Source organism: Rhodopseudomonas sp. WA056, assembly GCF_010906995.1.
GTDB classification, from domain to species: domain Bacteria; phylum Pseudomonadota; class Alphaproteobacteria; order Rhizobiales; family Xanthobacteraceae; genus Rhodopseudomonas; species Rhodopseudomonas palustris_G.
Map to the genome: position 1 here is coordinate 1 of NZ_QPFS01000099.1, position 18,886 is coordinate 18,886.

The 18,886-nt window shown below is 66.2% G+C and carries 17 protein-coding genes; 9 read left to right on the top strand and 8 right to left on the bottom strand.

The window, feature by feature from the left end:
* From DU475_RS17650 to DU475_RS17665, 4 genes are all read left to right on the top strand, one after another.
* The coding region (locus DU475_RS17650) for a murein hydrolase activator EnvC family protein (protein WP_164632862.1) at positions 1-1,268 on the top strand (1,268 nt) is incomplete at its 5' end.
* On the top strand, positions 1,265-2,644 hold the full coding sequence (locus tag DU475_RS17655; RefSeq protein ID WP_013500308.1) for a S41 family peptidase: 1,380 nt from the start codon (positions 1,265-1,267) through the stop codon (positions 2,642-2,644). The genes DU475_RS17650 and DU475_RS17655, both read left to right, overlap by 4 nt.
* A 351-nt stretch (positions 2,645-2,995) precedes the next feature.
* Complete coding sequence (locus tag DU475_RS17660) at positions 2,996-4,234, top strand: divergent polysaccharide deacetylase family protein (protein ID WP_164632863.1); 1,239 nt, start codon at positions 2,996-2,998, stop codon at positions 4,232-4,234.
* 39 nt (positions 4,235-4,273) lie between these two features.
* Positions 4,274-4,780: an RNA pyrophosphohydrolase gene (locus DU475_RS17665; RefSeq protein ID WP_164632864.1), complete on the top strand. Its 507-nt coding sequence runs from the start codon at positions 4,274-4,276 to the stop codon at positions 4,778-4,780.
* Positions 4,781-4,855: 75 nt separating this feature from the next.
* Here the strand turns inward: DU475_RS17665 and DU475_RS17670 are convergent, their stop codons facing one another.
* On the bottom strand, positions 4,856-5,926 hold the full coding sequence (locus tag DU475_RS17670) for a glycosyltransferase (protein WP_164632865.1): 1,071 nt from the start codon (positions 5,924-5,926) through the stop codon (positions 4,856-4,858).
* 218 nt (positions 5,927-6,144) lie between these two features.
* On the opposite strand from DU475_RS17670, the gene DU475_RS17675 reads away from it, so the two are divergent.
* On the top strand, positions 6,145-7,092 hold the full coding sequence (locus tag DU475_RS17675; protein WP_164632866.1) for a UDP-glucuronic acid decarboxylase family protein: 948 nt from the start codon (positions 6,145-6,147) through the stop codon (positions 7,090-7,092).
* Positions 7,089-7,598, top strand: a complete 510-nt coding sequence (locus DU475_RS17680; RefSeq protein ID WP_164632867.1) for an RNA pyrophosphohydrolase — start codon at positions 7,089-7,091, stop codon at positions 7,596-7,598. The genes DU475_RS17675 and DU475_RS17680 overlap by 4 nt, the downstream gene beginning before the upstream one ends.
* Before the next feature lie 201 nt (positions 7,599-7,799).
* On the opposite strand, the gene DU475_RS17685 is transcribed toward DU475_RS17680, so the two are convergent.
* From DU475_RS17685 to DU475_RS17705, 5 genes are all read right to left on the bottom strand, one after another.
* Entirely contained in the window at positions 7,800-8,207 is a 408-nt protein-coding gene (locus tag DU475_RS17685; protein ID WP_047307240.1) for a F0F1 ATP synthase subunit epsilon, read from the bottom strand.
* A 128-nt stretch (positions 8,208-8,335) separates the two neighbouring features.
* Positions 8,336-9,766, bottom strand: coding sequence for a F0F1 ATP synthase subunit beta (gene atpD / locus DU475_RS17690; RefSeq protein WP_013500301.1), 1,431 nt, complete (start codon positions 9,764-9,766; stop codon positions 8,336-8,338).
* Positions 9,767-9,837: 71 nt separating this feature from the next.
* Entirely contained in the window at positions 9,838-10,713 is an 876-nt protein-coding gene (locus DU475_RS17695; RefSeq protein WP_013500300.1) for a F0F1 ATP synthase subunit gamma, read from the bottom strand.
* Between the two features lie 143 nt (positions 10,714-10,856).
* Positions 10,857-12,389 carry a F0F1 ATP synthase subunit alpha gene (gene atpA / locus DU475_RS17700; RefSeq protein ID WP_013500299.1) on the bottom strand — a complete coding sequence of 511 codons (1,533 nt, stop codon included), beginning with the start codon at positions 12,387-12,389 and terminating at the stop codon, positions 10,857-10,859.
* Complete coding sequence (locus tag DU475_RS17705) at positions 12,389-12,949, bottom strand: F0F1 ATP synthase subunit delta (protein ID WP_164632868.1); 561 nt, start codon at positions 12,947-12,949, stop codon at positions 12,389-12,391. Before DU475_RS17705 ends, atpA begins: the two co-directional genes overlap by 1 nt.
* A 702-nt stretch (positions 12,950-13,651) precedes the next feature.
* On the opposite strand from DU475_RS17705, the gene DU475_RS17710 reads away from it, so the two are divergent.
* Positions 13,652-14,122, top strand: coding sequence for a septal ring lytic transglycosylase RlpA family protein (locus DU475_RS17710; protein WP_164632869.1), 471 nt, complete (start codon positions 13,652-13,654; stop codon positions 14,120-14,122).
* 170 nt (positions 14,123-14,292) lie between these two features.
* Here DU475_RS17710 and DU475_RS17715 read toward each other — a convergent pair whose 3' ends face one another.
* Complete coding sequence (locus DU475_RS17715; RefSeq protein WP_164632870.1) at positions 14,293-16,503, bottom strand: primosomal protein N'; 2,211 nt, start codon at positions 16,501-16,503, stop codon at positions 14,293-14,295.
* A 196-nt stretch (positions 16,504-16,699) separates the two neighbouring features.
* On the opposite strand from DU475_RS17715, the gene DU475_RS17720 reads away from it, so the two are divergent.
* Complete coding sequence (locus DU475_RS17720; RefSeq protein ID WP_164632871.1) at positions 16,700-17,671, top strand: tyrosine recombinase XerC; 972 nt, start codon at positions 16,700-16,702, stop codon at positions 17,669-17,671.
* 140 nt (positions 17,672-17,811) lie between these two features.
* On the top strand, positions 17,812-18,402 hold the full coding sequence (locus DU475_RS17725) for a DUF4337 domain-containing protein (RefSeq protein WP_013500294.1): 591 nt from the start codon (positions 17,812-17,814) through the stop codon (positions 18,400-18,402).
* A 5-nt stretch (positions 18,403-18,407) separates the two neighbouring features.
* Here DU475_RS17725 and DU475_RS17730 read toward each other — a convergent pair.
* Positions 18,408-18,886, bottom strand: a 479-nt coding sequence (locus DU475_RS17730; protein WP_205524438.1) for an SLC13 family permease, incomplete at its 5' end; no start/stop codon positions are given.

Here is an 18,886-nt window from a genome sequence, read left to right on the forward strand (position 1 = left end):
CCGCAGCCCAGGCACAGACGGCACCGGCCGCGACCACGGCCTCGCCCTCGCCCTCGATAACCGACCTGATCAAGCAGCACGAACAGGAACTCGAGGCGGCGCGGGCGCAGCAGAAGAGCGCAGCCGAGCAGCAGGACCGGCTCAAGGCCGATCTCGCCGCGATCGGGGCCGACCGCACCAAGCTCAATCAGGAACTGATCGACGTCGCCGCCAAGGTGCGCACGATCGAAACCCGGATCAGCGACGCCGAAGCCCGGTTGCGGCCGCTGGACGCCCGCGAAAACGAGATCCGCAGCTCCCTGGATCAGCGCCGCGACGAGATCGGGGAAGTGCTGGCGGCGCTGCAACGCGCCGGCCGACGCGCCCCGCCGGCGCTGCTGGTGCGGCCGGAGGATGCATTGGAGTCGCTGCGCACCGCGATCCTGTTAGGTGCCGTAGTACCGGAATTGCGAACTCGTGCCGAACGGCTCGCCACCGACCTCGGCGAATTGATCGCCGTGCGCCAGAAGATCGCCGCCGAACGCGATCAGCTCACCGCCGACCGCAGCCGGCTGGGCTCGGACCAGACCCGCCTCGCCGCGCTGGTCGAGGAACGACAGCGGCAGCAGAGCGCGGTCGAAAGGGACATCGACGCCGAGCGCGGCCGGGCGCTGACATTGTCGCGCCAGGTCGACAGCCTGCAGGGCCTGATCGCCAAAATGGAACAGGACCTGAAGAGCGCCGCCAAGGCCGCAGCGGTCGCCGGACAGAAGGGCGCCCCCACCTCGCCGGGCGGCAAGCCGGATCTCGCCGCGCTGAAGGATCCGGGCCGGCTCAGCCCGGCAATCGCCTTCGCTTCGGCCAAGGGCATGCTGCCGTTTCCTGTGAACGGCGCCAAGATCCGTGATTTCGGACGCCCGGACGGGGTCGGCGGCGTCGAGCGCGGGATCTCGTTGTCGACGCGGCCGGGCGCGCAGATCACCACACCCTGCGACGGCTGGGTGGTCTATGCCGGCCCGTTTCGCTCCTATGGACAACTCTTGATCCTCAATGCCGGTGGCGGGTATCATGTCCTCATCGCCGGGATGGAGCGCATTTCAGTCAATATCGGCCAGTTCGTGCTCACGGGAGAGCCGGTTGCGACCATGGGGTCGACCTCGCGGGTCGCCTCGATCCTCGCAGCCAACGCCAGTCAGCCCGTGCTCTACGTCGAGTTCCGTAAAGACGGCACTCCCATCGATCCAGGTCCATGGTGGGCCGCAAATGAAGGCGAGAAGGTTCGCGGATGATGCGCAAGACTTCGGTAATCCTCCTCAGTGCCGTCACCGGTGCCGCACTGACGCTCTTCGTGACCCAGCCGCGCACGATGCTGATGGGCGCCAGCGCCCGTGCCGCCACCTCCGACACCTATCGCCAGCTCAACCTGTTCGGCGACGTGTTCGAGCGCGTGCGCAGCGACTACGTTGAAAAGCCCGACGACTCCAAACTGATCGAATCCGCGATCAGCGGCATGCTGACCGGACTCGACCCGCATTCGAGCTACATGGACGCCAAGAGCTTCCGTGACATGCAGGTGCAGACCCGCGGCGAGTTCGGCGGTCTGGGCATCGAAGTCACGATGGAAGACGGCCTGATCAAGGTGGTGTCACCGATCGACGATACGCCGGCGTCCAAGGCCGGCATCCTGGCCAACGACATCATCACCAATCTCGACGACGAAGCGGTGCAGGGCCTTACGCTGAACCAGGCGGTCGAGAAGATGCGCGGCCCCGTCAACACCAAGATCCGGCTGAAGATCGTCCGCAAGGGCCAGGACGCTCCGATCGAAGTGACGCTGGTGCGTGACAACATCCGCGTCCGCTCGGTGCGCGCCCGGGTCGAGGACAGCGACATCGGCTACATCCGCATCACCACCTTCAACGAGCAGACCACCGAGGGGCTCAAGAAGGAGATCACCAACCTCACCAATCAGATCGGCGCCGACAAGCTGAAGGGCTTCATCCTCGATCTGCGCAACAATCCGGGCGGCCTGCTCGAGGAGGCGGTGACCGTCTCCGACGCGTTCCTCGATCGCGGCGAGATCGTCTCGACCCGCGGCCGCAATGCCGAAGAAACCCAGCGCCGCTCCGCCCATGCGGGCGACCTGACCAAGGGCAAGCCGGTGATCGTGCTGATCAACGGCGGCTCGGCTTCGGCTTCCGAAATCGTCGCCGGCGCGCTGCAGGATCACAAGCGGGCCACCGTGGTCGGCACCCGGTCGTTCGGCAAGGGCTCGGTGCAGACCATCATTCCGCTCGGCTCCGGCAACGGCGCGCTGCGGCTGACCACGGCGCGCTACTACACGCCGTCGGGCAAGTCGATCCAGGCCAAGGGCATCACCCCGGACATCGAGGTGATGCAGGACGTGCCCGCCGACATCAAGGCGCGGACCGACACCAAGGGCGAAGCCTCGCTGCGCGGCCACCTGAAGGGCGCCGATGGCGACGAGAAGACCGGCTCGCAATCCTACGTGCCGCCGGAAGCCAAGGACGACAAGGCGCTGAAGGCCGCGGCCGACATGCTCCACGGCATCAAGGTCAACGCCACCGCGCCGGTGGCGGACAAGCAGACCAACGGCGACAAGGCCGCGGTCGACAAGCCGGCCGGCAACAAGGCGGCGAACTGATCGGTCGGCGTTTCCGGCTTCATTCGTTTGCTGAAAGGCCGGCCCCTGGCAGGCCGTGTGAAAAGTCGAAGGCTCCGGTTTTCCGGGGCCTTTTTCTTTGGCGAGATGGTTGTTGGCTCGGGCGAGGCTGGTTCGCAAAGTGGCGGCGCCGACGAGATTGATGGCGCGCAGGATATTGTAGGCGAGGACGCTGAGGGCGGCTTCGTTGCTGACCTTTTGGCGGCCCCGGGTGAGGAATCGTCCCCCTCGGTCCCCCTTTTTGCTGCCCGGCTCGCGTGCCGGCGGCGGGCGACGTCGAGCGCCGCCGTGTCGTGCTATCGTCGCAGCGACTGATTCGGGAGATCGTTGGTAGTGGCGGCGGACGAACTGAGCACCCCGCTGGGTCAGAAGCGCAGCCGCTGGCAGCGACTGCGCCACTATCGGCTGCCGTTCAACGCGACGCAGGCGATCGCGACGCTGCTCGGCGTCTTTGTCCTCGCCTTCCTCGGCTTCGCGATCTTCAGCCACGATCCGCTCGGTGGCGAGCCGGTGGTCCGCCTCGAGATCCCGCCTGCGGCCGATGCCCCGAAGCAGGCGGCCGCCGCGCCGGCAAAGGCCCCGGACGGCAAGGCGGAGAACGCCCCCGCCGCCGGCCCGGACCAGCACGGCGGCAAGCAAGCCGCACCGGGGCAGAAGACCATCACCATCATCGACGGCTCCAAGGGCACCCGGCAGGACGTCGTGGTCGGAGCCGACACGGCGGACAAGTCGGAGCCGCCGGGCGGCGCGAGCGCGGTTGCGGCCGACGGCATCAACCCGAAACTGCTGGAACAGTCGCGCTACGGCATGATCCCGGTGATGGCCGGGGGCCTGAAGCCGTTCAATGCCTACGCCATGGCGACGGACGCCGAGCGCGCCAAGGCCGAGCGGATGCCGACGGTGACGATCGTGGTCGGCGGCCTGGGGATCGGCGCGGCGCGCACCAACGACGCGGTGATGAAGCTGCCGGCGCCGGTGACGCTCGCTTTCACGCCCTACGGCTCCGATCCCGGGAAGCTGGCGACCGAGGCGCGGGCCAAGCGTCACGAGATCATTCTGCAGATCCCGATGGAGCCGTTCGATTATCCGGACAACGACCCCGGACCGCAGACGCTGCTGACCTCCAGCGCGCCGGAGCAGAATCTCGACCGGCTGAATTGGCATCTCAGCCGGATCCAGGGCTATGTCGGCCTGTCGAATTTCATGGGCGCGCGGTTCGTCGCCACCGAGCCGGCGATGCAGGCGATCATTCGCGACGCCGCCAAACGCGGCCTCGGCTATCTGGACGACGGCACCGCTCCGCGCAGCGTCGCCGGAACCTTGGCGAACTCGCTGGCGATCCCGTTCGCGAGGGCCGACCTCACGATCGATCAGGTACCCGCCGGCACCGACATCGACAAGGCGCTGACACGGCTCGAGAGCATCGCCAAGGAGCGCGGCAGCGCCATCGGCATGGCTTCTGCGCTTCCCGTGACGATTGAACGAATTGTCAACTGGAGCAAGAGCTTGGAGAGTCGGGGCATCGTCCTGGTGCCATTGACAACAGCGATGCTGAAATCAAAATCAAGTTGAGACCACCCTGCTCTTGGGGATGCGGAAGGCACTGACGGAATGGCCCGCTACGAAGACCTGCCCTATCGAACCTGCGTCGGCGTGATGCTGATCAACCGGGAGGGTCTCGTTTTCATCGGGCGCCGCGCCGGCGGCATCGAACACGTCGACGACACCCATGTCTGGCAGATGCCGCAGGGCGGCGTCGATCCGGGCGAAGACACCTGGGAAGCCGCCAAGCGCGAGCTGTACGAAGAGACCAGCGTCCATTCGGTCGAGAAACTCGCCGAGGTGCCGGATTGGCTGATCTACGATATCCCCCGCACCGTGGCCGGCCGCGCCTGGAAGGGGCGCTACCGCGGTCAGCGCCAGAAATGGTTCGCGGCGCGCTTCATCGGGACGGATTCCGAAATCAACGTCGCCCACCCCGGCGGCGGTCACAAGCCGGAGTTCACGAGCTGGCGCTGGGAGCCGATGCACAATCTCCCGGAGCTGATCGTGCCGTTCAAGCGCCCGGTCTATGAGCGCGTCGTCAAGGAATTCTCCCAGCTCGCCGCGGCGGTGTGAGGCGACCGACGACCTTCGTTCGTCATTGCGAGCGCAGCAATCCATGGCTCGGCGGCAGCGGAGGCGGCGGGGCCGTCACCTCGCCGCGATTGCGGCCTGCAGGATGTGGTCGCAGTGCGCCTTCACGGTGTGATGGGCGAAGACGTGGTCGCGCGCGGCCAATGCCATGCGGCGCAGCTTGTCCTTGTCCGCCAGCGCTGCGATGACGGCACGCTCCAGCCCGCCCGGTTCGATGTCGTAGTACACGCCGTGCTCACCGGAGAGCAGCGGTGCGTAGCGCAGGATGGTCGGGTTGTTCATCAGCGGCACCGACTGCACGATCGGCGCTTCGTAGTGCCGGTAGCAGTCCCAGCCCATGCCTTCCGGCGACCACGCCAGCCAGGAATGCGACATCCGCTCCATGAAGGCGTCGTAGGGCAGCCGCTCGGTCGGCTGATCGATCCGCACCCCCGCCGCCCGCAGCCGCTCCAGCTCCGGCAGGCCGTCCCGCCGCACCGTCGAATTGCCGTCGACCGAGCCGATGAAGAAGATGTCGTGGGTCTTCTCGGGAAACGGCGCGTCGCGCCAGCGTGCGTCGAACCGGAACTGCGGCAACGAGATCGGCTGCAGCCTGTCGATCCGTCGCTGCCATTTCTCGCTGCGGCGATAGCGCAGCGTCGGCAGATGCGGATGCACCGTGCCGGCCAGCGCCTGCCATTTGTCGCACGGCAGCTCGCGCTTGAAATACGCCTTGGCCTTGTCGAGCAGGAAGACGCTGCTCTTCGAGATCGCGAAGTGATCGTCCATCTCGACCGCGACCAGCGGCACCGGCGACTTCACCCAGCGGAACAAGCTGGGGCCGAACTGCCGGGTCAGCGCCGCCCAGGGATTGGCCGGGGTATAGAAGATGCCGCGCGCCCAATAGCGCGGATGCCACGGCGAGTAGCGCAGGCTGTTGACCACCACGACATCGTATTCGCCGCGGCCGGCGGCGCGCAATTCGCGCAGCACGCGGTCGGGCGTCGAGAAGCCGTCGAGCTTGCCGAAATCGCCGGTCAGCTTGGTCCAGGTCCACAGACAGGTGGTGCGCTCGGGATATTGCAGTTTGAAATAGCCGCCGCCGATTTCGAGAATGCGGAGCTTGGAGGTATCGACGGGCGCGGTCATGGGGCGAAATCGCCTGGCGTGGGATCGCGGGCAGGCGCGAGGCGCCCCGGACGTCGGCGCAGGGCCGGTTTCGGCGCTTGCCTAGCATGGGGTTTCTTGCCATTCAATGCGGCGGAGAGCGGCCGCCGCGATGGCGCGCGGCCGTCTGTTCGACCCAAATGGGCACCCGTTCCCGCGACAGAGGCGCGTCCGAACCCGCCCCTGTCCAGGACCCAGCAATGCGATTGTCCCGACGAATTCTCGTGAGCGGCGGCGCCGGCTTCATCGGCTCGCACCTTTGCGACAAGCTGCTCGCCGAAGGCCACGAAGTGCTGTGCGTCGACAATTATTTCACGGGATGGCGGCGCAACATCGAACATCTGGTCGGCACCCCGCGCTTCGAGGTGATGCGTCACGACGTCACCTTCCCGCTCTATGTCGAAGTCGACGACATCTACAATCTCGCCTGCCCGGCCTCGCCGGTGCACTATCAGCACGATCCGGTGCAGACGCTGAAGACCAGCGTGCACGGCGCGATCAACATGCTCGGTCTCGCCAAGCGTACCCGCGCCAAGATCTTCCAGGCTTCGACCAGCGAGGTGTACGGCGACCCCAACGTGCACCCGCAGCCGGAGAGCTATTGGGGCCACGTCAATCCGCTCGGGATTCGCGCCTGCTACGACGAGGGCAAGCGCGCCGCCGAGACGCTGTTCTTCGACTACCACCGCCAGCACAAGGTGAAGATCAAGGTGGCGCGGATCTTCAACACTTACGGGCCGCGGATGCATCCCAATGACGGCCGGGTGGTGTCGAACTTCATCGTCCAGGCCCTGTCCGGCAACGACATCACCATCTACGGCGACGGCAGCCAGACGCGCTCGTTCTGCTACGTCACCGACCTGCTCGACGGCTTCGCGAGACTGATGGCGACCGGCGACGAGTTCATCGGTCCGGTCAATCTCGGCAATCCGGTCGAGTTCACTATCCGCCAGCTCGCCGAGATGGTGATCGAAATGACCGATTCGAAGTCGAAGCTGGTGCTGATGCCGCTGCCGTCGGACGATCCGCGCCAGCGGCAGCCCGACATCTCGCTGGCCCGCCGCGAGCTCGGCTGGGAGCCGAAGGTGCCGCTTGCCGATGGGCTGAAGGAGACTATCGGTTACTTCCGCACCCTGATGGCGTCGTGACCGCCCGCCCGTCCCTCGAAGCGCTGCCCTATCGCCGCAACGTCGGCATCGCGCTGTTCGGCGGCGATGGCCGCATCCTGATCGGGCGGCGGTTTCGCGACGACGGCCCCGAGATCATTCTGCCGGGCCTCGAATGGCAGATGCCGCAAGGGGGCATCGACGAAGGCGAGGAGCCGCGGATCGCGGTGATGCGGGAGCTGTGGGAGGAGACCGGCGTCACGAGCGCCGAAATCCTCGGCGAGACCGACTGGGTCAGCTACGACTTCCCGCCATACGACGGCCCTGCCCATCGCCTCGCGGTGTTTCGCGGCCAGCGCCAGAAATGGTTTGCGCTGCGGTTCACCGGCAGCGACGCCGAGATCGACCCGCTCGCCGTCCGCAATGGCATGCCGCCGGAATTCGACGCCTGGCGCTGGGAGCGCCTCGACCGGGTCGCGGACTTCGTCGTGCCGTTCCGGCGCGAGGTGTATCGCGAGGTTGCCCGGCAGTTTGCTCGGTTCGTGTAGTCGCCTCCACGCGTCATTCCGGAGCGCGAGCGATCGGCTCGCGAATCCGGAATCTAGAGGTGATTGAATGAAGAGCCAGCAACGACGAGATTCCGGGTTCGCGGGCTTCGCCCGCGCCCCGGAATGACTGCGGAGACTCAAAAAACAAATGGCCGGGACAATGCCCGGCCAATCGAAACCTCAGAACACCTGACTGCGGCGTCAGTGCATCGCCGTGGTGTTGAGTTGCTGCTGGATGCTCTTGAAGTGATCCAGGCGCTCGATGGCGCTGTCGAGTTCGTCGCCGACCTTGCCGGGGAGCTGTTGCTCCATGGTCTGGATGGTGGCGGCGAAGTCCTGCAGGTCCACGTCCGGCGCCGGGGTGGCGACGTCGGCGAGCACCGTAAGGCCCTTCTCGGACACTTCGGCGATGCCGCCGAGCACCACGATCTTCTGCGTGGCGGCACCCGCCGTCACGGTGAGGATGCCGGGACGGATCACCGCCACCACCGGCGCGTGGCCGGCGAGCACACCGAAGTCACCCTCGGCGCCCGGAATGTCGACCTGATCGACTTCACCGGAGAAGGCGACCATTTCGGGCGAAACCAGATCGAAGTGGAAGGTGGACATATCTCGTCTCATCCGCTGCCCTCATCCTGAGGAGCGCGCGGTTGCGCGCGTCTCGAAGGATGAGATGATGGTCGACACCCTTCGAGACGCCGGCCTGCGGCCGGCTCCTCAGGGTGAGGTTCGTTTCGTTAGGCCGCCTCGGCGGCGAGCTTCTTGCCCTTCTCGACCGCTTCTTCGATGGTGCCGACCATGTAGAACGCCGCTTCCGGCAGATGGTCGTACTTGCCTTCGCAGATCGCGCGGAAACCCTTGATGGTGTCGGCGAGGTCGACGAACTTGCCCGGCGAGCCGGTGAACACTTCGGCGACGAAGAACGGCTGCGACAGGAAGCGCTCGATCTTACGGGCGCGGGCCACGGTCAGCTTGTCCTCTTCGGACAGTTCGTCCATGCCCAGGATGGCGATGATGTCCTGCAGCGACTTGTACTTCTGCAGGATCTGCTGGACCATGCGCGCGGTGGTGTAGTGCTCTTCGCCGACGATCGAGGCGGACAGCATGCGCGAGGTCGAGTCGAGCGGGTCCACCGCCGGGTAGATGCCCTTTTCCGAGATCGCACGGTTGAGCACGGTGGTGGCGTCCAAGTGCGCGAACGAGGTCGCCGGCGCCGGGTCGGTCAAGTCGTCGGCCGGCACGTAGATCGCCTGCACCGAGGTGATCGACCCCTTGGTGGTGGTGGTGATGCGCTCCTGCAGCGCGCCCATGTCGGTCGCGAGCGTCGGCTGATAACCCACCGCCGACGGGATGCGGCCAAGCAGCGCCGACACTTCCGAACCCGCCTGGGTGAAGCGGAAGATGTTGTCGACGAAGAACAGCACGTCCTGGCCCTGATCGCGGAAGTGCTCGGCGACGGTCAGACCGGTCAGGCCGACGCGGGCGCGGGCGCCCGGCGGTTCGTTCATCTGGCCGTACACCAGGGCGCACTTGGAGCCTTCGCCGCCGCCCTTCTTGTTTACGCCGGATTCGATGAACTCGTGATAGAGGTCGTTGCCTTCGCGGGTCCGCTCGCCGACGCCGGCGAACACCGAGTAACCGCCGTGGGCGCGGGCGACGTTGTTGATCAGCTCCTGGATCAGCACGGTCTTGCCGACGCCGGCGCCGCCGAACAGGCCGATCTTACCGCCCTTGGCGTAGGGCGCCAGCAGGTCGACGACCTTGATGCCGGTGACGAGGATTTCAGCTTCGGTCGACTGGTCGGTGTAGGCCGGGGCTTCCTGGTGGATGGCGCGGAGGCCTTCCGACTTGATCGGGCCCTGCTCGTCGACCGGCTCGCCGATCACGTTCATGATGCGGCCGAGCGTGCCGTCGCCGACCGGCACCGAGATCGGCGCGCCGGTGTCGGTGACTTCCTGGCCGCGGACCAGACCTTCGGTGGTGTCCATCGCGATGGTGCGAACGGTCGATTCGCCGAGATGCTGCGCGACTTCGAGCACCAGGCGGTTGTCGCCGTTCTTGGTTTCGATGGCGTTCAGAATGGCCGGCAGGTGCCCTTCGAACTGAACGTCGACGACGGCGCCGATGACCTGCGTGATGCGTCCGGTCTGATTGGCGGGTGTAGCCATTTAAACTGTCTCCCTGAAGTCCGAAATCCAAACCACGGTCGGTCGACCGGATGTAAACTTGTGTAACGTCGTCAGATCGCCTCGGCGCCCGAGATGATCTCGATCAGTTCCTTGGTGATCATCGCCTGGCGGGTGCGGTTGTAGACCAGCGTCTGCTTGCGGATCATCTCGCCGGCGTTGCGGGTGGCGTTGTCCATCGCACTCATCTGCGCGCCGTAGAACGACGCGTTGTTCTCGAGCAGCGCGCGGAAGATCTGCACCGCAAGATTGCGCGGCAGGAGGCCCGAAAGGATCTCGTCCTCTTCCGGCTCGTATTCGTAGGACGTCGCCACAGTGCCGGCGGCAGGCGCCGTCACTTCCAGCGGGATGAGCTGCTGGGCGGTCGGGATCTGCGAGATCACCGACTTGAAGCGCGAATAGAACAGCGTGCAGACGTCGAATTCGCCGGCGTTGAAGCGGGCGATGACTTTCTGGGCGATGTCCTCGGCGTTGACGAAGCCGATCTGACGCACCGAGCGCAGCTCGACATTGTCGATGATCTGCTTCTCGAAGTTGCGGCGGAGCTGCTCGTAGCCCTTGCGGCCGACGCAGAAGAACTTGACGGTCTTGCCCTGCCCCATCAGCTCGTATGCGCGCTCGCGGGCGAGACGGACGATCGAGGAGTTGAACGCACCGGACAGGCCGCGCTCGCCGGTACACACCAGCAGCAGATGAACCTGATCCTTGCCGTTGCCGGCGAGCAGCACCGGCGCGCCGGGCGAGCCCGCCGCGGCACCGGCGATATTGGAGATCACCGCGTCCATCTTCTCGGCGTAGGGCCGCGCGGCTTCCGCCGCCATCTGGGCGCGGCGCAGCTTCGAGGCTGCCACCATCTGCATCGCCTTGGTGATCTTCTGCGTCGCCTTGGTCGAGGCGATGCGGACGCGCATGTCTTTAAGTGAAGCCATTCTCAGTCCACCCCGGCGATCCGATCCACGATCCGACCGCAAACCTCACATTCGTCACGCCCGGGCTCGTCCCGGGCGTCCACGATGTCGAATAGCCACGTCGAGGACGTGGATGGACGGGGAAGACCCCGGCCATGACAGCATCAAGCGAACGTCTTGGCGTAGCTCTCGACCACCGCCTTGAGCTTGGCGGCGGTGTCGTCGGAGAGATCGCGGCTGGTGCGGATCGCCTCCAGGATGGCCGATTCCTTGCCGCGCAGCAGCGCCAGCAGGCCGTCCTCGAACGGGCGCACCTTGTTCAGCGGCAGCGCGTCCAGATAGCCGTTGGTGCCGGCCCAGATCACGCAGACCTGCTCTTCCATCTTCAGCGGCGAGAACTGCGGCTGCTTCAGCAGCTCGGTCAGGCGCGAGCCGCGGTTCAACAGGCGCTGGGTCGCGGCGTCGAGGTCGGAGCCGAACTGCGCGAACGCCGCCATTTCGCGGTACTGCGCGAGCTCGCCCTTGATCTTGCCGGCGACCTTCTTCATCGCCTTGGTCTGCGCCGACGAACCGACGCGCGACACCGACAGACCGACGTTCACGGCCGGGCGGATGCCCTGGAAGAACAGGTCGGTTTCCAGGAAGATCTGACCATCGGTGATCGAGATCACGTTGGTCGGAATGTAGGCCGACACGTCGTTGGCCTGGGTTTCGATCACCGGCAGCGCGGTGAGCGAGCCGTTGCCCTGGTCGTCATTGAGCTTGGCGGCGCGCTCGAGCAGGCGCGAGTGCAGGTAGAACACGTCGCCCGGATAGGCTTCGCGGCCCGGCGGGCGGCGCAGCAGCAGCGACATCTGACGGTAGGCGACGGCCTGCTTGGACAAGTCGTCGTAGATGATCACGGCGTGCATGCCGTTGTCGCGGAAGTACTCGCCGATGGTGCAGCCGGTGAACGGCGCAATGTACTGCATCGGCGCCGGGTCCGACGCGGTGGCGGCGACGACGACCGAGTATTCCAGCGCGCCCTGCTCTTCCAGAACCTTCACGAACTGGGCGACGGTGGAGCGCTTCTGACCGACCGCGACGTACACGCAGTACAGCTTCTGGCTCTCCGGCGCGCCTTCGACGTTCAGCGGCTTCTGGTTCAGGATGGTGTCGAGCGCGATCGCGGTCTTGCCGGTCTGACGGTCGCCGATGATCAGCTCGCGCTGGCCGCGGCCGATCGGGATCAGCGCGTCGATCGACTTCAGGCCGGTGGCCATCGGCTCGTGCACCGACTTGCGCGGAATGATGCCGGGCGCCTTGACGTCGACGCGCTTGCGCTCGACCGCCTGGATCGGACCCTTGCCGTCGATCGGATTGCCCAGCGCGTCGACGACGCGGCCGAGCAGCCCCTTGCCGACCGGCGCGTCCACGATCGAACGGGTGCGCTTGACGGTCTGGCCTTCCTTGATCTCGCGGTCGGCGCCGAAGATCACGACACCGACGTTGTCGGTTTCGAGGTTCAGCGCCATGCCGCGGGTGCCGTTCTCGAACTCGACCATTTCACCGGCGAGCACATTGTCCAGGCCATAGACGCGGGCGATACCGTCGCCGACGGACAACACCTGTCCGACCTCGGAGACTTCGGCTTCCTGGCCGAAATTCTTGATCTGGTCCTTGAGGATCGCGGAAATTTCCGCGGCGCGGATGTCCATCAGCCTGCCTCTTTCATCGCGTGCTTGATCGAATTGAGTTTGGTGCGGAGCGAACTGTCGACCATGCGGCTGCCGAGCTTGACGACAAGCCCGCCGATGATCGCCGGATCGACGTTGATATTGAGGGCGACATCCTTGCCGGTGACCGACTTCAGCGCCGCCTTCAGCGCTTCGAGATTCTTGTCGCTGAGCTGCTCGGCCACGGTGACGTCGGCAGTCGCCTCGCCCCTGAACCTGGCGACCAGCGCACGGTAGGCGCGGATCACGTCCGCAACCACGAACAGACGGCGGTTCGCCGCAAGCACCTTCAGAAAATTGGCGCTGATGCCGGCGATGCCCGCCTTGTCGAGCACCGCGGCCAGCGCCTTGCCCTGCACCTCGGAGGCGAACACCGGGCTGCGGACCAGACGAACCAGGTCCGGACTGCCCGCCAGCATCGCACTGAACTTGTCGAGATCGGCAGTGACCGCATCGATGGATTTTTCGTCGCGGGCCAGTTCAAACAAAGCGGTCGCGTAACGACCGGAGACTCCGGAAACCGATGGATCTTCAGATGCCACGAGTGCGCTCTTCTTGCTGTCGAACGGCCAAGGAAAAAACCGTCGCCACGACGCGGCGCCCCCGATTTAAGCCCTTGGAATTCAAGCTGGACTTCGATTTCTGACCGGCACGATGGTCCGGCGGCCCTTAAAATCGCGGCTTTGCTAACATAGCGCGCGCGCAGGTGCAACACGATGGCACGAGCCCGCGGCGCCTTGTTGCAGATCGTAGCAAACGCATCGCCGGACAGATTCTGCAGACATCACCCTTGCCGGATTCAGGCGCCGGGCTCACGGGCCGCGACCGCCCGCCGCACCCCTCGCGTCGCGGCCAAGCCCCGCGAACCGGCCGCCCGCGCCCCTTCGCGCTGCGCATGGCGCCAGTCGCACAGGTCGCAGCTCCTCGGCTTTTAGTTGCAGAACGCCGCCGGCCACAGCCGCGCCAGCTTAACAAATGATTACTTGGCCGATTCGCGCGCGGCCATCACGAAACCTTCTCAATACAGTAATGGCCAGTCTCACAAAGTAATAACGAAGTAAAATTTCTGTTAATATCGGGATACCATCCTATACCCGGATAGATCACCTAATATTGCAGCGCGAAATTCGGCGGATTGACCGTCAATATTCAGCCTCATTACAAGACCACTCGTTCGGACACGGACGCAGGGACGGGGGTTCCACTTGCCGCATGTGAGGCAATACTCGACTTAAGGATAGGATATGGTTCGAAAGAAAACACCGGCGCTGCTCACCACCGGGCCGGCCACGGCCGCGGCGATGATCGTCGCCTCTGTCTTCCTTGGTGGATCGGTCGGCGAAGCCTCCGCGAAGAGCCGGCAGCAACGCCACCATCACCATAGCCACCAGAGCGACTGGCGCTCCGCCAACGCGTCGGTCGATCGCAGCAGTGGCCGCAGCTTCTCGGGCATGGCGTCGTTCTACGGCAACGAATCCGGCAGCCGCACCGCCTCGGGCCAGCGCTTCAACCAGCACGCGATGACCGCAGCACACCGGTCTCTGCCGTTCGGCACCAAGCTGCGCGTCACCCATGGCAGCCGCAGCGTCGTCGTCACCATCAACGATCGCGGCCCGTTCATCCGGGGCCGAGTACTGGATCTTTCGCGCGGCGCCGCGCAGGCGATCGGCCTCACCAGCCGCGGCGTCGGACGAGTGGTCGCGGAAGTGATGTGACCGCCTCGGCGGTCCTCCCTCAGCAGTCCTCGTTTCCGCTGCTGACGATCAACGCCTGACCTGGGATTTGGTTCGCCAACAAAAACGCGGGCCGCTCCCACGTCCTGACAAAGCCTGCCGTCGAGCGCGACGGCGGGATTTTCTTTTGTGCGCCTGGCGACGATCGACAGTCACAGAAAGCTCTGCGGATCGACGTCGACTTCGAGCTTGAGATTTCCCTTGGTCTTCGGGCCGCGCGCCAGCCATGAGCGCAAGTAATTCGACAGATCGAAGCCGCGGACCGATTTCACCAGCAGCCGGAATCGATAGCGTCCCTTGATCACCGCGAGCGGCGCTTCGGCAGGGCCCAGCACCTGCACCCGCTCGTCGAACGGCGCGGCGCCGGCGAGCTGGCGGCCGAAGCTCTCGGCGGTCGGCCGATCACCGGCCGAGATGATCAGGCTCGCGAGCCGGCCGAACGGCGGATACAGCGTGCGCTCGCGGATCTCGATCTCGCTGGCGTAGAACGCCTCACGGTCACAGGCGACCAGCGCCTTCATCACCGGATGCTCGGGCTGATGCGTCTGCAGGAATCCGACGCCGCGCCCCTGCTCGCGGCCGGCGCGGCCGATCACCTGATTGAGCAACTGGAAGGTCCGCTCGGCGGCGCGCGGGTCGCCGTTGGACAGGCCGAGATCGGCGTCGACCACGCCGACCAGATTGAGCCGCGGGAAGTTGTGGCCTTTGGCCACGAGCTGCGTGCCGATGATGATGTCGACCCGGCCCTCGGCGATCTCATTCAGCTCGCTGCGCATGGTCTCGATCGAGGTGATCAGGTCGCTGGACAGCACCATGGTGCGGGCGTTCGGAAACAGGCTCGCCGCTTCCTCCTGCAGCCGCTCGACGCCGGGACCGACCGCGACCAGCGAGCCCTCGGCGCCGCAATGCGGGCAGGCCGGCGGCCGCGGCATCGAGAACCCGCAATGGTGGCACACCAGGCGCTGCCGGAAGCGGTGATCGACCAGCCAGGCGTCGCAAATCGTGCAGGCGAAGCGGTGGCCGCAGGCGCGGCACAGCGTCAGCGGCGCGTAGCCGCGGCGATTGAGAAACAGCAGCGCCTGTTCGCGGCGTTCGATCGCAAAACCGATCTGCTCGGCGAGCCGCGGCGAAATGAAGCGGCCGCGCATCGGCGGCTCGCGCCGCAGATCGATCGCTTCGATCTGCGGCATGTGCTGACCGCCGAACCGCGACGGCAGCGGGATGCGCTGATAGCGGCCCTTGCGGGCGTTGACCTCGGTCTCGACCGACGGTGTCGCCGACGCCAGCACGATCGGAATTTTCGCGATCGACGCCCGCACCACCGCCATGTCGCGGGCGTGATAATGCGCGCCGTCTTCCTGCTTATAGGCCTGATCGTGCTCCTCATCGACGATGATCAGCCCGAGATCCGCATAGGGCAGAAACAGCGCCGAGCGCGCGCCGACCACGACGCGGGCCTCGCCCGCGGCGATCGCCGCCCAGTTGCGGGCGCGGGTCCGCGGCGTCAGTTCGGAGTGCCACTCCAGCGGCCGCACCCCGAATCGCTGGGCGAAGCGATCGAGAAACTGCCCGGTCAGCGCGATTTCCGGCATCAGGATCAGGCTCTGCCGGCCCTGCCGGATCACCTCGGCGACCGCCTCGAAATACACTTCGGTCTTGCCGGAGCCGGTGACGCCGTCGATCAGCGCCGCCTGAAAGCCGCCGGCGGTCACCAGGCCGCGCATCGTCTCGGCCGCGCGGGCCTGCTCCGGCGAAAAATCCGCCGGCGCGAAATCCGGGTCGGGCTCCGGCGCCGGGTTTTCGCGCGGCATCGGCTCGACCGAAAGGGTACCCTCGTCGACCAGGCCGTCGATCACGCCGGGGCTGACGCCGGCTTCCTTGGCGACATCGGATTTGCCGTGCAGCAGGCCGTCCGACAGGATCTCGAGCAGGCGGCGGCGGGCCGGCGTCATCCGCTGCGGCGGCGGGCCGACGAGGCGCACCCCCATGCGCTGCCGTTCCGGGCCGAGATGCTCGCCCATCCGCAAGCACATCCGCAGCACCATGCCGCGCGCCGACAGCGTGTAGGTCGCGACCCAGTCGACCATCCGCCGCAGCTCGTCGCGCAGCGGCGGCACGTCGAGCTTTTCGGCGACGTCCTTGAGCCGGTTGTGCAGCCGCGGATCGGGACTGGGATTCTCCGCCCAGACCACCCCGAGAACTTCGCGGGCCCCCAGCGGCACCGCGACGACGTCGCCGGGCTTGAGCGCGAGCCCACGCGGCACCCGGTACGAATAGGCCTGATCGATCGCGACCGGCACCAGCACGTCGACGACGCTGGCGGGGCCGTTGGCGGCCGGGCGGCTGGTCGGAAACTCATCCATCGCCCCGGTGTGCCGCCAAAGCCGGCTTTCATCAATGGGAAAGGAAATCGGCTATGATTACCGTATCCTCATCGCGTCATTGCGAGCAGCAAAGCGACGAAGCAATCCAGCGGCCCGATGCGCTGAGCTCCTGGATTGCTTCGCGTCGCTCGCAATGACGGCGGTGGCTCATCATCCCACTGAAGATGAACTGCCAATGGTCCCTTCCAAGCCCGCGCCTCCGCCTCTCGAACTCGCCGGCGCGGCCGCCGATCTCACCGCCGAGATGGCGAAATGGCTGTCGCATCTGCGGGCCGAGCGGCGGCTGTCCGGCAAGACGCTGGAAGCCTATGCGCGCGACGTCCGGCAGTTTCTGCAATTCCTGGCCGGGCATTGGGGCGGCGAAGTCACGCTCGGCCGGTTCGCGCGGCTGGAGGCGACCGATGTCCGCGCCTTCATGGCGGCGCGGCGGGCGGACGACATCGCGGGGCGCTCGCTGATGCGCGCGCTGGCGGGGCTGCGTTCGTTCGGGCGCTTTCTCGAGCGCGAAGGCAAGGGCCGGGTCGGGGCGCTGGCCTCGGTGCGGGCGCCGAAGATCAGGAAGAGCCTGCCGAAGCCGCTGCCGATCGCGGCCGCCAAACGCCTCGCCGATGCCGACGAGCGCGCCGGCGAGGAGCGCGAGACCTGGGTGCTGATTCGCGACGCCGCCGTGATGGCGCTGCTGTACGGCTCGGGCCTGCGCATCTCCGAAGCACTCGGCCTGAAGCGCCGTGACGTGCCGGCGCCCGGCAAGGGCGACACCCTGATCGTACACGGCAAAGGCAACAAGACCCGGATGGTGCCGGTGCTACAGAACGTGCTCGAGCAGATCGCCGAGTATGCAGCAGCCTGCCCCTACAACCTGCCGCCGGACGGACCGATGTTCGTCGGCGCACGCGGCGGGCCGCTCAGCCCGCGAATCATTCAGCTCGCGATGGAGCGGCTGCGCGGCGGGCTCGGCCTGCCCGACAGCGCGACGCCCCACGCGCTGCGGCATTCGTTTGCGACGCATTTGCTGAGTCGCGGCGGCGACCTGCGCGCCATCCAGGAATTACTCGGTCACGCCTCGCTGTCGACCACGCAGGTCTATACCGGCATCGATACCGAGCGGCTGCTCGAGGTCTACAACAGCGCCCATCCCCGGGCCTGAGCAGCGGAAACGCGCCGGCTAAGCTGTTAGTCCGGTGCCGGCGGCCTTGACCCCGCCATTTATCCAACTGACAAGATCGCGGTGCTACAAGGTCTGCGCGACGCAGGCGCGATGATTGCGGTGACAGGAGATTCCGGACGATGGGGGCGCACGAAAGCATGGAGCACGCGGAGCATGCCGAGCATGCATCGGGCTCCAACAAGGGCATCGCGCTGCTGATTTCAGTGATCGCGCTGTTCCTGGCGTTCTCTGAAACGCTCGGCAAAGGTGCGCAGACCGAAGCACTCGCCAAGAACGTCGAGGCCTCGAATCTGTGGGCGTTCTTCCAGGCCAAGAGCATCCGCCGCACCACCGTGCAGGCCGTCTCCGAACACGCCAAGCTCAGTCTCGGCACCGTGCCGGACGAGGCCACCAAGGCGGCGCTGCAGAAGCAGATCGAAGACTGGCAGAAAACTGCGGCCCGCTATCGCTCGGAGCCGGAAACCGGCGAAGGCTCCGAACAGCTCGCCGCCCGCGCCAAGCACGCCGAACACGACCGCGATCTGGCGATGGCTCGTTACCATCACTACGAAGTCGCTTCGGCTGCCTTCCAGATCGGCATCGTGCTGGCATCGGCGACGATCATCACCGGCATGATCGTGCTGGCCTGGATCTCCGGTCTGCTCGCAGTCGGCGGGCTCGGCTTCATGGCGATCGGCCTGTTCGCGCCGCATGCGGTGCATCTGTTCTGATCTGATCAGCGCAGCATGCCTGCGAGCGCATAGGTCAGCGCCACGATCACGACGCCCGAAATCAGGTTCATCCATAATCCGATCCGAGCCATTTCCCGGACGGTGATGTGACCGGACGCGAACACGATCGCGTTCGGCGGCGTCGCCACCGGGAGCATGAAGGCGCAGGATGCTGCCAGCGCCAGCGGCAATGCCAGAAGCACCGGATCGAGTCCGATCCCGACCGCGATCGCGCCTCCGATCGGGATGAAGGTCGCGGCGCTGGCGGTGTTGCTGGTCAGTTCGGTGAGAAACAGCATCGCGAAAGTCGCGGTCACGACCAGCAGCAGCGGCGGCCAGGCGGCCAGCCCACCCAGAGCCTCGCCGATCCACTGTGCCAGACCCGACACGCTGATGGCGGCGGCCAGGCTGAGCCCGCTGCCGAACAGGATCAGGACATCGAACGGCAACGACCTGAAGTCGGCCCAGCCGAGCAGCCGTCCTT